The 13,698-nt window shown below is 69.8% G+C and carries 13 protein-coding genes and 1 pseudogene; 8 read left to right on the plus strand and 6 right to left on the minus strand.

Annotated features, from left to right (window positions below):
• Positions 1 to 5: 5 nt before the first annotated feature.
• Positions 6 to 1,502: an NAD(P)-binding protein gene (locus AB0K11_RS16675; RefSeq protein WP_364978731.1), complete on the plus strand. Its 1,497-nt coding sequence runs from the start codon at positions 6 to 8 to the stop codon at positions 1,500 to 1,502.
• 5 nt (positions 1,503 to 1,507) lie between these two features.
• A complete protein-coding gene (locus AB0K11_RS16680) occupies positions 1,508 to 2,464 on the plus strand; it encodes an alpha/beta hydrolase (RefSeq protein WP_364978734.1) in 957 nt (318 codons plus the stop codon).
• Here AB0K11_RS16680 and AB0K11_RS16685 read toward each other — a convergent pair.
• Entirely contained in the window at positions 2,446 to 3,450 is a 1,005-nt protein-coding gene (locus AB0K11_RS16685; RefSeq protein ID WP_364978737.1) for a 1-aminocyclopropane-1-carboxylate deaminase, read from the minus strand. The two genes, AB0K11_RS16680 and AB0K11_RS16685, sit on opposite strands and share 19 nt — an antisense overlap.
• Positions 3,451 to 3,529: 79 nt before the next feature.
• On the opposite strand from AB0K11_RS16685, the gene AB0K11_RS16690 reads away from it, so the two are divergent.
• The 3 genes from AB0K11_RS16690 to AB0K11_RS16700 all read left to right on the plus strand — a co-directional run bounded on the left by AB0K11_RS16690 (position 3,530) and on the right by AB0K11_RS16700 (position 6,976).
• Positions 3,530 to 4,195, plus strand: a complete 666-nt coding sequence (locus AB0K11_RS16690) for a GntR family transcriptional regulator (protein ID WP_364978740.1) — start codon at positions 3,530 to 3,532, stop codon at positions 4,193 to 4,195.
• A gap of 331 nt (positions 4,196 to 4,526) precedes the next feature.
• On the plus strand, positions 4,527 to 5,369 hold the full coding sequence (locus tag AB0K11_RS16695; RefSeq protein WP_364978743.1) for an alpha/beta hydrolase: 843 nt from the start codon (positions 4,527 to 4,529) through the stop codon (positions 5,367 to 5,369).
• A 41-nt stretch (positions 5,370 to 5,410) separates the two neighbouring features.
• Positions 5,411 to 6,976: a GMC family oxidoreductase N-terminal domain-containing protein gene (locus AB0K11_RS16700; RefSeq protein WP_364978746.1), complete on the plus strand. Its 1,566-nt coding sequence runs from the start codon at positions 5,411 to 5,413 to the stop codon at positions 6,974 to 6,976.
• On the opposite strand, the pseudogene AB0K11_RS16705 reads toward AB0K11_RS16700, so the two are convergent.
• From AB0K11_RS16705 to AB0K11_RS16715, 3 genes and pseudogenes are all read right to left on the minus strand, one after another.
• Positions 6,973 to 7,101: pseudogene (locus tag AB0K11_RS16705) on the minus strand (SRPBCC family protein); the annotation flags it as partial. The gene AB0K11_RS16700 and the pseudogene AB0K11_RS16705 sit on opposite strands and share 4 nt — an antisense overlap.
• Before the next feature lie 272 nt (positions 7,102 to 7,373).
• Complete coding sequence (locus AB0K11_RS16710) at positions 7,374 to 8,264, minus strand: SDR family NAD(P)-dependent oxidoreductase (RefSeq protein WP_364978749.1); 891 nt, start codon at positions 8,262 to 8,264, stop codon at positions 7,374 to 7,376.
• A 31-nt stretch (positions 8,265 to 8,295) separates the two neighbouring features.
• Positions 8,296 to 9,081: an SDR family NAD(P)-dependent oxidoreductase gene (locus tag AB0K11_RS16715; RefSeq protein WP_364980383.1), complete on the minus strand. Its 786-nt coding sequence runs from the start codon at positions 9,079 to 9,081 to the stop codon at positions 8,296 to 8,298.
• Between the two features lie 91 nt (positions 9,082 to 9,172).
• On the opposite strand from AB0K11_RS16715, the gene AB0K11_RS16720 reads away from it, so the two are divergent.
• On the plus strand, positions 9,173 to 9,751 hold the full coding sequence (locus AB0K11_RS16720; RefSeq protein ID WP_364978752.1) for a TetR/AcrR family transcriptional regulator: 579 nt from the start codon (positions 9,173 to 9,175) through the stop codon (positions 9,749 to 9,751).
• A gap of 69 nt (positions 9,752 to 9,820) precedes the next feature.
• The gene (locus AB0K11_RS16725; protein ID WP_364978755.1) at positions 9,821 to 10,999 is read left to right on the plus strand and encodes an acyl-CoA dehydrogenase family protein; all 1,179 of its coding nucleotides are present in this window, start codon (positions 9,821 to 9,823) and stop codon (positions 10,997 to 10,999) included.
• Here AB0K11_RS16725 and AB0K11_RS16730 read toward each other — a convergent pair.
• Positions 10,994 to 11,926 carry an LLM class flavin-dependent oxidoreductase gene (locus AB0K11_RS16730; protein ID WP_364978758.1) on the minus strand — a complete coding sequence of 311 codons (933 nt, stop codon included), beginning with the start codon at positions 11,924 to 11,926 and terminating at the stop codon, positions 10,994 to 10,996. The genes AB0K11_RS16725 and AB0K11_RS16730 overlap by 6 nt on opposite strands.
• A gap of 107 nt (positions 11,927 to 12,033) precedes the next feature.
• Between AB0K11_RS16730 and AB0K11_RS16735 the strand changes: the two genes are divergently transcribed.
• The gene (locus tag AB0K11_RS16735; RefSeq protein ID WP_364978761.1) at positions 12,034 to 12,954 is read left to right on the plus strand and encodes an LLM class F420-dependent oxidoreductase; all 921 of its coding nucleotides are present in this window, start codon (positions 12,034 to 12,036) and stop codon (positions 12,952 to 12,954) included.
• On the opposite strand, the gene AB0K11_RS16740 is transcribed toward AB0K11_RS16735, so the two are convergent.
• Positions 12,951 to 13,649, minus strand: a complete 699-nt coding sequence (locus AB0K11_RS16740) for a DUF427 domain-containing protein (protein ID WP_364978764.1) — start codon at positions 13,647 to 13,649, stop codon at positions 12,951 to 12,953. The genes AB0K11_RS16735 and AB0K11_RS16740 overlap by 4 nt on opposite strands.
• Between the last annotated feature and the right edge of the window lie 49 nt (positions 13,650 to 13,698).

A 13,698-nucleotide genomic window follows, 5' to 3' on the forward strand; every position in this document is an offset into this window, starting at 1 on the left:
CGAGCATGTCCGTGGGCATCATCGGCGCCGGACCCGGCGGCCTGGCGCTGGGGATACTGCTGCGCAAAGCGGGCTTTCGCGACTTCACCATCTTCGATCGGGAGGACGGCGTCGGCGGCACGTGGCGCATCAACACCTACCCGGGGCTGGCCTGCGACGTGAAATCGCACCTGTACTCCTACTCGTTCGACCTGAACCCGCACTGGTCGAGGCTCTGGTCGGGGCAGCCCGAGATCCTCGCCTACTTCGAGGACTGCGCGCGCCGCCACAGCCTCGGGCCGCACCTGCGGCTGCAGACCGAGATCGTCTCGGCGCGCTGGAATCCCGACAGCCGATCGTGGCGGCTGACGACCGGCAGCGGCGAACACCACGACTTCGACGTCGTCGTCTCGGCGATCGGACTGTTCACCCAGCCGGTGATGCCGGACCTCGTCGAGGAGGAACCGTTCGCCGGCACCGTCATGCACACGGCACGGTGGGACCACTCCGTGGACCTCACCGGCCGCGACGTCGCCGTGCTCGGCACCGGATCCACCGCGGCACAATTGATTCCCGAGGTCGCAAAGGTGGCGCGGTCGGTCTACTCCGTGCAGCGCTCCGCGACCTGGATACTGCCCAAACCCGACCGGCCCTACACCCCGCGTGAGCGGTGGATGTTCGCGCACATCCCGTTGGCGAAGCGGCTGTACCGCACCCGGCTGTGGCTTCGCAGCGAGTCGAACATCGCGGTGATCGAGCACGGCAGCGACAAGACCCGGGAGTTCCGCGACGTCGCGACGACGGTGCTCGAGAAGACGGTCGGCGACGACCGGTTGCGCGAGCAGCTCACACCGCAGCACCCGTTCGGCTGCAAGCGGTTGGTGTTCGCCACCGACTACCTGCAGACCCTGACCCGGCCGCACGTCCGCGTGGTGTCCAGCCCGGCACGGGCGCTGCGGTCGCGGTCGCTGGTCACCGCCGACGGCACCGAACTCGACGTCGACGTCGTGGTGTGCGCCACCGGGTACGCCGCCGCCGACTACCTCGGCCAGATCGACGTGGTGGGGGAGCGCGGCGTCTCGCTGCACGAGACGTGGCGCGACGGCGCCTACGCGTATCTGGGCATGGCGGTGCCCGGGTTCCCGAACTTCTTCATGCTGTACGGGCCGAACACCAACGTGGGCTCCAACAGCGTCATCTTCATGCTGGAAGCTCAGGCCCGCTACATCGTGCGGGTGCTGCGCCACCTGCGCCGGCGCCGCAGGACCTACGTCGCCGTGCGGCCGCAGGCGATGGCCGACTTCATCGCGCGGATCGACGGGTGGATGGCCGGGACGGTGTGGACCACCCGCTGCAGCAACTACTTCCGCGCCGCCAACGGCCGGGTGGTCACGCAGTGGCCGCGCAGCGCGGGGATGTTCTGGCGGATGACCCGCCGGTTCAGGCCCTCCGACTACACCTTCGACGCGCCGGCAGGTCAGTCCCGCATCGAGGTGCGTGCGCACCCTGCCGCCGCAGGCTGACGGCCGTGACTCCCGACGGCGACGCCGGCCTCGCGTGGCGCCTGCACCCCGCGCTGAGGCATCTGGCCGGCGTCAGGACCGACCTGTCGCCCGGCGCGCTGGCATCGGTGCGGGCGTCGCTCGACGAACGTCGCCGGGAGTCGGCGGGCGCGGTCGACACCGCCGGGGTGGACATCAGCGAGCAGTCGGTCCCCGCCGCTTCGGGCCGGTCGATTCCGCTACGCATGTATCGGGGTGGCGGCCCGCCGGCGCCCGCGGTGGTCTACCTGCACTCCGGTGCGTTCGTGCTGGGCAACCTCGACACCGACCACCGGCAGTGCGTCGAACTCGCACGCCGGGGGCGCTGCGCCGTGCTGTCGGTGGACTACCGCCTCGCGCCCGAGCATCCGCATCCCGCCGCATACTCCGACGCCTTGGCGGTACTTCGCTGGGCCGTCACGAATGCCGCAGCGCTGCAACTGGACCCGGACCGGGTGGCGGTCGCGGGCAGTAGTGCCGGCGGTGCGCTCGCGGCGGGGCTGGCGCAGCGCGCCGCCGCCGGCGATGCGCCCACCGTGGTGTTCCAGCTGTTGCACCAGCCGGTGCTCGACGACCGGATGACGCCGTCGCGGCGGGAGTTCGCCACCACCCCCGGATTCGACGGCGCGGCGGTGGACCTGATGTGGCGGTACGTGGCGGGCTATTCGGTGCCGCAGGACGCGGTGCCCGCGCGCACCGCAGGCCTGAGCGGTCTCGCGCCCGCCCTGATCACCTGCTCGGAACTCGATCCGCTGCGCGACGAGGCGATCGACTACGCCGCCCGGCTACTGCGGGCGGGCGTGGCGACCGAGCTGCACGTCTACCCGGGAACCTGCCACGGGTTCGACTCGCTGGTTCCCGACTGGGAGGTCAGTACCGGATTGTTCGCATTGCAGGGCGATGCGCTGAGGCGCGCGTTCGAATGTCAGAAGATGCCGCGGTAGGCGTTGAGCGCGGGCTGTCCCCCCAGGTGGGCGTACAACACCGTGGACTCCGGCGGGATGTCACCAGATGTCACGAGGTCGATCAGCGCCGCCATCGACTTGCCTTCGTACACCGGATCGAGGATGACGCCCTCCAGCCGGCCGGTCAGCCTGATGGCGTCGACGGTCGAGGCAACCGGGATGCCGTAGTAGTCGCCCGCCCAGCCTTCGAGCACAGTGGTCTCGTCGTCGCGCAGGGCACGTCCCAGCCCGATCAGCTCGGCGGTGCTGTGCGCGATCCGCTCGACCTGTTCGCGCGTCTGCTGCACTTTCGCCGACGCGTCGATGCCGATCACCCGGCGCGGCCGCTGCTGGCCCGCGAAGCCGGCGATCATCCCGGCCTGGGTGGAACCGGTGACGCTGCAGACCACGACGGTGTCGAAGAACACCCCCAGCTGCTCTTCCTGCCGTTGCACCTCGTAGGCCCAGTTCGCGAATCCCAGGCCACCCAGGGGGTGGTCGGACGCGCCGGCCGGGATGGCGTACGGCGTCCCGCCCGCACGTTCCACGTCGTCGATCGCGCTGCGCCAGCTGTCCTTGAACTCGATCCCGAATCCCGCCGGGTCGAGCCGGACGTCGGCGCCCATGATGCGGGACAGCAGGATGTTGCCGACCTCGTCGGCCACCGCGTCCGGCAAGTCCACCCACCTCTCCTGTACCAGAACGGCTTTCAGTCCCAACTTCGCCGCGACCGCGGCCACCTGGCGGGTGTGGTTCGACTGGACGCCGCCGATGGAGACCAGCGTGTCGGCTCCCTGCCTCAGTGCGTCGGGGATCAGGTACTCGAGCTTGCGTGTCTTGTTCCCGCCGTACGCCAAGCCTGAGTTGACGTCTTCGCGCTTGGCCCAGATCCGTGCGCCGCCCAGGTGGCTGCTCAGCCTCGGCATCGGGTGAACGGGACTGGGTCCGAACGTGAGGGGATGGCGTTCGAAGTCTTCGATGGGCATCCGCTCTCCTCACACGTGGCGTCGCGACCGGCGACGCCTCTGCTCCGCCGTCCGCGGTTCCTGAGATACGATATATTGCATGCCGGTCCCGGACGAAGTCGGTAAGCACAAGAGGTCGCTGCTGCGGGAGAACGCCTACATTTCGCTGCGGGACGCGATCGTCAACGGCACGCTCGCTCCCGGCGAGAAGCTGCGCGACCCCGAACTCGAAGCATGGCTGGGGATCAGCCGCACTCCCATCCGGGAGGCGATCGCCCGGCTGGAGACGGCGGGGCTGGTGCACACCTTGCCCGGCCGTTCGACGGTCGTGGCTTCCATCGAACGCAAAGCGCTTCTCGATGCGCAGGCCGTCGCCGCGACGATGCACGCGCTCGCGGTGCGCACCGCCGTCCCGCTGATGGGGAAGCGGGAGATCACCGCAATGGTCAAGGCGAACAAGGAGTTCGCCGCCGCATTCTCGGCGGGTGAAGCGGAGTCCGCCATGCGCGCCGATGACGAGTTCCACGCGATCGCCGTGGAAGCCAGCCAGAACCGGACGATCCCGGTGGTCCTCGAACAGGTGACCCCGGTGCTGCGGCGACTCGAATTCCTGCGCTTCTCCTCGCTGTCCGGAAGGGAATCGATCTCACAGCACAAGCGGATCATCGAGTTCTGTCGCCAGGGCGACGCCGATGCCGCGGCGGAGGCGACGCAGCGCAACTGGGAGACGCTGTCACTCCTGATCGACCGGCAGGAACTCGCTTAGGCGCTTCGGCGGTGCGGCGCGATGATCGGACGGGACGGCACCCAGCCCGGCGACCCCGGCGCGGAGTCCGCGGTGTCCCAGGAAAAACATTCGTAGTACTCCCGCAGCGGAGCTTCGACGCTGATCTCGTGACGGGTCGCGTACTCGCCCAGTGCCGAGATCCGTGCACTCGAAACGCTCTCTCGCGGAGCTGATTTCCCGGTCGGATCGTGAGCCGGACTTCGGAAGTCCCGCACCGCGACGACACGACGGTTGACAGAGTGCCCTCCGAAACGCAATATATTGCATATCAACCGACGGCGGCCGAGCGTCGTCACGTGAGGAGAGATTGATGATCCGGACGTTCTTCACCACGATGACCGCAGCGGTGGCGCTGGCGACCCTGGCTGCGGGTTGCGGCAGCCCATCAGACGAGCGACGCGCGGCCGAGACCACGGCGGCCGAGCAGTCCCCGGCGGGGGACAAGCCCACGGTGGTGCTCGTGCACGGCGCCTTCGCCGACTCGTCGAGCTGGAATGGTGTGATCGACATCCTCGAGGGCGCCGGCTATCCGGTCATCGCCGCCGCCAACCCGTTACGTGGCCTGCGCTCCGACGCGCAGTACGTCCGCAGCGTGCTGGACAGCGTCTCCGGACCCGTGGTGCTGGCCGGCCACTCCTACGGCGGCTCGGTGATGAGCGAGGCCGCCGACGGCAGCCCGAACGTCAAGGCGCTGGTGTTCGTCGCCAGCTTCCTGCTGGAACCCGGGGAGAGCACCGGCCAGCTGGCCGCGATGTACCCGGGCGGTGAGCTCGGCCCCGCCCTGCACACCGTGCCCGTCCCCGGGCTCGGCGGCGGCACCGGCGTCGACAGCTACATCAAGCAGGACGAATTCCAGCGGGTCTTCGCCGCCGACGTCCCGCAGGACGTCGCCGTCCGGATGGCGGCCACCCAACGGCCCATCACCACGGCCGCGCTGGAGGAGCCCGCCACGGCGGCGGCGTGGAAGACGATCCCGTCCTGGAACATGGTGACCACCAAGGACCTCGCCATTCCCGCCGACTCCATGCGGTTCATGGGAGAGCGCGCGAAAGCGCACAACGTGGACATCGAGGCGTCCCACGCCGTCACCGTCTCCCGACCCGACGCCGTTGCCGACCTGATCGAGCAGGCCGCGAACGAGACCACCCGCTGATCGCCTACACCGGCCCGCCGAGCACAGACGAGAGGAATTCGATGGACGTCGCACGCGGTAACGGCGACGAGCACTTCGACTACGTGGTGATCGGCGGCGGGTCCGCCGGGTGCGTGATCGCCGCCCGGCTCTGCGAAGACCCGGCCGCCCGGGTGCTGCTGCTCGAATCCGGTTCGGCCGACACCAGGCCCGACATCGCCGCGCCGCCCGCGTGGCCGACGTTGTGGGGCACCGACGTCGATTACGCGTACCGCACTGTCGCGCAGGCGGGCACCGCGGGGCGGGAACACAATTGGCCGCGCGGGCACACACTCGGCGGCAGCGGCAGCATCAACGCGATGGTGTTTCTGCGGGGACACCCGAGCGAGTTCGACAGCTGGGCGGCGGCCGGATGCGCGGGCTGGGACCACGCATCCGTGCTGCCCTACTTCCGGCGGATGGAGACCGTCGGCGGCCGGGATCCGCGTCACCGCGGGACCGACGGGCCGATGTGGCCGGCGCCCGCCGCGGCCGCGGACGCCAACCCGCTGTCACAGGTGTTCGTCGACGGTGCGGCGGCCGCGGGGTTCCCACTCACCGACGACATGAACGGGGCCGACGCCGAAGGTGCGGGCTGGCACGACCTCTCGATCACCGGCGGTGCCCGGCAGAGCACCGCGGCGGCGTACCTGCACCCGGTGCGGAGCAGGTCGAATCTGACCGTCGCCACCGCGTCACGCGCGCTCGGACTGCGCTTCGACGGCCGTCGTTGTACCGGCGTCGATTTCGTGCGCCGCGGCCGTCGGCTCACCGCGCACGCCGACGTCGAGGTGGTGATCAGTTCCGGCGCGGTGGACACTCCGCGGCTGCTGCTGCTGTCCGGCGTCGGCCCTGCGGCCGAACTCGAGGCCGTCGGCGTCGGCGTTGTGCACGACCTGCCCGGGGTCGGCCGCAATCTGCACGACCACCCGTTGTGCCCGGTCGTGTACGAGGCGGCGCGGCCGATTCCCGCCGGCCGGACCAATCACGCCGAGACGTCGATGCTGTGGCGCAGCGACCCGTCCCTCGGCGGACCGGACATGCAGCTGATGTTCATCCACGTGCCGTTCCACCCGCCGCACCTGGCCGCCCCGGCGAACAGCTACACCTTCGCCGTCGCCACGGTGCCCGACGCCCGCGGCTCCATCCGGCTCGCGAGTGCGGATCCGGCTGCTGCACCGCTGATCGACCCCAACTACCTCGCCGCGGAGTCCGACGTGCGCCGGCTGATGCACGGGGTCGAGGTGGCGCGCGAGATCGCCGCGGGCGCGGCGTTCGCGCCGTGGCGGGCCCGCGAGGTGCTGCCAGGGCCGGGAGTCTGCGATGCGACGGCGTTGCGCGCCTACGTGTCTGACGCCACCAGCACCTACTACCACCCCGTCGGCAGCTGCGCGATGGGCATCGGGCCCGACGCGGTGGTGGACCCGGACCTGCGGGTGCACGGCCTGACCGGGCTGCGGGTGGCCGACGCCTCGGTGATGCCGAAGATCCCGTCGGTCAACACCAACGCCGCGACGATCATGATCGCCGAGAAGGCCGCCGACCTGATCCGGGGCCGATCGCCCGACCTCGTCCTACGCGCGGGCTAACCGCCGAGCTCCCGCGCCACGGCCGCGGGGTAGGCGTCGATGTGAGCCGGGTTGACGATGCGAAAGAAGTTGTCCGACAGTCATCGCAGTGGCGACGCCGTGATCGGTTCGAGTGTCACCGTCTGCTCGGAGATGATCGACGAGACGTCGAAGTCGGCATGATCCTCGGCGAAGTCTCGACTGGCCCGGTAACCCTCTGCACGTCGGGTCGGGTCTTCGCCCGGCGGATAGCCGACGAGCGCCACGACCCGGTAACGGTCCGCGGCGGTGTCGATCCAGACACCGTGAACGACGATGCCGTGTCTGCGCAGGGTGTGGATGTGGCGGGGCCAGAAGATCGTGGTGTAGCGGTGTAGTGCGGCTGCGTCGGCCAGGGTGTAGATGCGCAGTTCGGTCATCACGCCCGCCCATGGCGGTTGTCGTGGCCCAGGGGGTCCGCCTGGTCGGCCGTGATGTCGTCGGCGGCGGTGGAGATGCTGAGCGCCTTCGAGTGCTCGTCGGCCGCAAGGAGTTCCCGTCCGGCGGCGGTGGCGTATCGGTAGGCGTCCGGGCCCACCAGAAGGCGGGCGGGCGGTTGGGCCATGTTGACGATCTGCAACACCAGCGCGGCGACCTTGACCGGGTCACTGGCGCCGAGGTGCGTCGAACTGCTCACGGCGGCAGCGGCACCGACGGTCGACGCGTACTCGTCGCGGATGGTGTCCACATGCATGGAGGAGCCCGCCCAGTCGGTCCGCATGCCGCCGGGCTCCAGCACCGTGACCTTGATGCCGAGCGGGGCCACCTCCTGAGCGAGCACGCCGGAGAACCCGGTGACCGCCCACTTGGCCGACTGGTAGGCGGCCAGGCCGGGGCGGACGAGTCGGCCGCCCACCGAGGAGATCTGCACGATGTGGCCGCTGCGCTGAGTGCGCATGATCGGCAACGCAGCTCGAGTCAGGCGCACCACCCCGAAGAAGTTCGTGTCGATCTGGGTTCGGAAGTCCTCGAAGTCGACGTCCTCGATCGCGCCCATGTTGGCGTAGCCGGCATTGTTGACCAGGACGTCGAGCCGGCCGAATCGCTCGACGGCCGTCGTCGTCGCCGTGCGGACGTCATCGTCGTCGGTGACGTCGAGTCGGACGACGGCCAGGGTGTCGGGGTACTCGTTCACGAGGTCGTCGAGGGCCGAGGCGGTGCGAACACCGGCGACGACGCGGTGTCCCGCAGCCAATGCGGCGTGGGTGATGGCACGCCCCAGTCCGCAGGAGGCACCCGAGATGAGGAAGACGAGCGGTGATGTGGTCATGTCGATTTCCTTTGTTGTCGATTGCGTCGAATCACGAGATGGCACGGACGGTGCCGCCGTCGACGCGGATGTCGGCACCGCTGATGTAGGCGGCGCGCTCACTGGCGAGAAAGGTGACGGCCGCGGCGACCTCCTCGGGCCGGCCGAATCGTCCGATGTCGTTCGGAAACCAGGACTTCGACGCCGCACGTTCCACGTCGTCCCAGTCGGGACCCCAGCCGGCTTCCTCGGCCGCCTCGAGTGTCAGCTCTCGCGCCGGGTCGGTGAGGATCGCCCCCGGCGCCACGATGTTGGCGGTGACCCCGGTTCCCGCGAGTTCTCGGGCGAGCGAGACCGTGAGGTTGTGTCGCGCGGCCAGGGTGGCGCTGTAGTGGGGGTGCGTGGCGGCCGGTTGTATCGCCAACCCGCCACCGATCTGGATGACGCGGCCCCATCCGCGCGTGCGCATACCCGGCACGAGGTGGCCGATCATTCGCACCCCGGAGACGACGTTGACCTGATAGATGTGCGCCCACTGGTCATCGCTGAGATCCCGCCAGGCGAGTCCGTCGTAGCGGCCCGCGTTGTTGACCAGGATGTCGACGTCGCCCGCTGCCCCCGCCACGGACGTCGCGTCGGCGGCGGACGCCAGGTCACCCAGGACGGCGGTGGCATCCCCTCCGTCCGCGCGGATGCGTTCGGCGACCGCGTGTGTGCGGTCCGGGTCACGGCCGTGCACGATCACCGAAGCGCCCTCTGCTGCCAGCATTTCGGCAGCGGCCCGGCCCAGGCCCGCACTCGAGCCGGTGATCAGGGCCCGCTTTCCCGTCAATCCCATATCCACGACGATTCTCCTTCTCTACAGTCGTAGACTTCTTCGTATGTATACATACGTAGACTTGGCCGGTTCAATTCCCTAACGTTGAGGGATGCCGACTGGTCCAACCCGATCCCGTGACGCCGCCGCGACCCGAGAGGCGATCCTGCTCTCGGCGATCCGGCATTTCGCGAAGGCGGGATACGACGGTGTCGGCGTCCGCGAGATCGCCCGTGATGCCGGGGTCACCGCGATGATGGTGAACAGGTACTTCGGCACCAAGGAGCAGTTGTTCGCAGAGGCGGTCGACGTCTCGTTCGCACCGCCGGTGTTCATCGCCGACAATGCCGACGACCTGGCCCGAAGCACCGCCACGGCGTTGGTCGCTCATTCCGAGCCGGGTGCCGAAGGCCTCGAACCGTTCTTCATCCTGTTGCGGTCGGCCTCGAATCCCCGCTGCGCCGAGATCGTTCGCGACGCCATCGAGCGCCATGTGGGGAAACGGCTCGCCGGACAACTGCCCGAGCCGGGGCGCCGCATGCGCAGCGACGTGGTGCTGTCCGTGATCAGCGGAGTGCTCCTGATGCGGCGTGTCATCGGCGTCCGCGGGCTGAACGGCCGACAGGCCGATCGGCTCGAGGACCTTCTCGAGGCGGTGTTCGACGCCATCATCGACACCGACCTGGGTTGAGATGCGACGTGGACCGACCCCTTACACTTGCGCCTAGGTTTGTCACGCCACGGCCCGAGGGAGCTGACCATGGACTTCTCGCGGGTGGAGCTGTCCGACGACGATGCCGCGTTCCAGGCCGAGCTGCGGGCGTTCCTGGCCGTCGTGGTGACCGACGACGTGATCGCCCGCGACCGGCGGACCGGTGAGAACTTCGACGAGGCCGTGCATCTCGCGCTCGGAGACGCGGGCTACCTCGCCCGCGACTTCAACGCGGCGAGCGACGGCGGTTTCACCGCGGTGCAGCGCCGGATCTGGGAAGTCGAGATCGGCCGCGCCCACACCCCGTGGTTCCACTGGCCCACGACGGCGATGGTCGCCCACAGCGTCGTCCGGTTCGGATCGGCGGAGTTACGCGACGACGTGCTGCCGAAGGTGCTGTCCGGCCACCAGCGGCTGTGCCTCGGCTACACCGAACCCGAGGGCGGTTCGGACGTGGCCACCTGCAAGACCCGTGCGGTCCGCGACGGTGACGGCTGGATCATCAACGGCGCGAAGATGTTCACGTCCAACGCGCATAACGCGCACTACGTCTTCCTGATCACCAACACCGATCCCGGCGCGGCCAAGCACAAGAGCCTGACGATGTTCCTGGTGCCGCTGGACTCGGCGGGCGTGGAGATCCAGGCGCTGCGGACCGTCGACGGTGACCGCACCAACATCACCTTCTACAGCGACGTCCGGGTGTCCGACCGATATCGGGTCGGCGACGTCAACGGCGGCTGGACGGTGCTGCGCGACGCCCTGCACGCCGAACACGGCACCGTCGAACGTGACGCCGAGGGGCTGTCGAAGCTGGCGACGATGTCCGAACACCTGCTGGTGACGGCCGAGGCGGTCGACGCCGTCGCCGCGGCGGTCTCCGAACCCGGCGCCGATGGGCGCCGTCTCACCGATGACGGCTCGGTGTGCCACCGGCTGGGGCGGGCGATCGCCCGGCTCGAGGCGGCGATGAGCACGCCGCAGATGTACGGGCGGGTGGCAATCGCACAGACCATGCGCGACATCTCGCCCGACCTGATGGACGTGCTGGGCGCGGCGGGCGCGCTACCGGCGGACACCGCGGAGAACGGGGGAGCGGAGTACATCTTCCGGCTGGCCGGCCCCACCGGCATCTACGGCGGCACCCTCGAGGTGTTCCGCAACATGATCGCGCAGCAGGCGCTCGGACTCGGCCGGCCGAACTACTCGCCGGCCCGCACGTCATAGCGCGGCGATCACCGAGTCGGCCAGCAGGTCCAGCGTCGCGTCGGACGCACGGTCGTGAGTGAACAGCACGATCTGCGTGAAGCCCAGCTCCCGCAACGCGTGCAGCCGGTCGACGATGGCGGGTGCGGTACCCACCAGACCGCCGTCGTGCAGACCGAAACCTGGCCCGCCGAACCGTTTCTCGGCCAACGCCCGAACCTCGGGCAGGGCGGCGTCATCGGGGGCGAGCGCCATCACCGCCTCGACCGACATGACGATCGACGCCGGGTCGCGGCCGACGTCGGCGCAGGCGGACCGCAACGCCTCGACCTTGCGCTCGAGGTCCCCGAGCGCGTACGTCGGCACGTTCCAGACGTCGGCGTAGCGGGCGACCAGCGGCAGGGTGTAGCGCTCGCCCACCCCGCCGACCACGATCGGCGGCCGCGGGCGCTGCACCGGCCCTGGCTTCACCGGCATGTCCCGGACGGTGTAGTGCTCGCCGCTGAAGTCGATGCGCTCGTCGGCGAAGGCCTGATGCAGGATCTCGAGCGTCTCGCCCAGGCGTTGCGAGCGCTCCGCGAACGTGCCCCACGGCAATCCGGTGCGCTCGTGCTCGTCGGCGATGGAGCCGCTTCCGATGCCGAGCTGCAGCCGGCCGGCCGAGATCTGGTCGAGCGTGGTGGCCATCTTGGCCAGTACCGCCGGGTGACGAAACTGGTTGCACAGCACCATGTGTCCGACCCGTAGCCGCTCGGTGCGGCTGAGCAGCGCCGTTGCCAGTGTCCACGCCTCCAGCGACGGGTAGTCCGGAGCGCCGGGCCCGTATAGGTGGTCGTAGAGCCACAGCGTGCCGATTCCCGCCTGCTCGCAGCGCTGCGCGCGGTGCAGCACGTCGGCGTAGGAGAAGCCGATCTGCGGCACGTAGACCCCGATGTCGAGGTCGGTCATGACCGGCCGGCCGGAGTGAAACTCTCGTTATTCATCAGCGAGAATCGTATTCTCCTGAGGACGCCCGCCACAACGCAGCCGACTCGACGTGTCCGGAAAGGCCGACGATGCACTTCGCGATCACGCACCCGATGCACACCCACCCGTACAACCCGGAGCTGGTGACCGGGGCCGGGGTGGCGAAGGTCGCGGTGGCCGCCGAGGCGGCCGGCTTCAGTGGGTTCGGCTTCACCGACCACCCCGCGCCGACGCAGCGCTGGCTGGAGGCCGGCGGCCACGACGCGCTGGACCCGTTCGTGGCGATGGGCTTCGCCGCGGCGCACACCACCACGCTGCGGCTGGTACCCAACATCGTCGTGCTGCCCTACCGGAATCCGTTCGTGGTGGCCAAGGCCGGCGCGACGCTCGACCTGCTGTCCGGCGGACGCTTCACGCTCGCGGTCGGCGTCGGCTACCTCAAGCGCGAGTTCGCCGCGCTCGGCGTGGACTACGACAATCGCACCACCCTGTTCGAGGAGGCGCTGGCGACCATCCGCGCGGCATGGACGTCGGACGACCTGAGCATCGAGGGCAGCGGCTTCACCGCCAAGGGCATCACCGCCCACCCGCGGCCGGTGACGCGGCCACACCCGCCCATCTGGATCGGCGGGAACACCGCGTCGGCGCGCGACCGGGTGGTGCGCTACGGCGACGGCTGGTGCCCGTTCGCGGCGCCCGCCCAACTGGCCCAGACCGCGCGCACCGCGGCACTCGACTCCGTCGGCGCGCTGGAATCCGCCGTCGAGGACCTGCGCCGGCGGGCGGAAGCTGCCGACCGCGACCCTGCCACGCTCGACGTGGCGTTCAACAACCGCGAAGGCGGCGACCCGGGGTCAGCCGACTTCGACGCCGACGTCTACCTCGCCGGTGTCGAGAAGCTCGCGGCGGCCGGCGTCACCTGGATCCAGGTGAGCATCCCCGGCGACAGCCTGATCCACGCCTGCGAGGCCGTCGAGCGCTTCGGTGCCGAGGTGATCGACCGGGTCTAACACCCGCAGCCGGTGCCGGTCGCGGGCAACTCGGCGAGCATGTCGGCGCGGGCGCCGTCGAAGCTCAGGTGGCCGGTGATCGGCAGGCACTCTGGCGGAGGATCGGGATAGCTCCACGCGACGTCGGCGACGACGTCTCCGTCGGCCGTGACCGCCGACCAGTAGGTGGCCCAACCCTTGTAGTTGCAGTAGCTCGTCGTCTCGCTGAGCCGCAGCAGGTCCATCCGCACCCGGTCCGGGTGCACGTAAAGCACCGGCGCCAGCGCGGTCTCGAACACGGCGACCGTGTCGACATTGTCGACCAGGACCGTGCCCGCCACGCTGACGCGTAGACCGCGCCGGCCGGGGCGGCAGTCGACGCGGTGGTACGGATTGGGCGGGTAGTGCACGAGTTCGCGGCCCTCTTCGACCCACCGGTCCACCGCGTCCCACGGGACATGGACGTAGCCCGGCGCCTCGTCGACCGGATGGTGTGGCAGCGCCTTCGCCACCGCCTCGGGGAAGGCGTAACTGAGTGGCAGGCCGCCGCGATGCACCAGCAGGGCCTCCTCCGTGTCGATCACGGTTTTTCCCTGCGCCATCGCCTGGATGCGGCGAGGATGGGGTTCGACGAACACCGTGCCGGGGCTGACCGGCGGGTGGAACCAACCTGCGGGATCGGCGCTGAGCGGGCCGCGACCGGTGACGAGGCTCATGCGCCGAGGTTACAGATGGCAGGCGCACTGTCTCGCCGCCGCGTGGGCG

The organism is Mycobacterium sp. NPDC050551, assembly GCF_040674075.1.
Taxonomy (GTDB): Bacteria; Actinomycetota; Actinomycetes; order Mycobacteriales; family Mycobacteriaceae; genus Mycobacterium.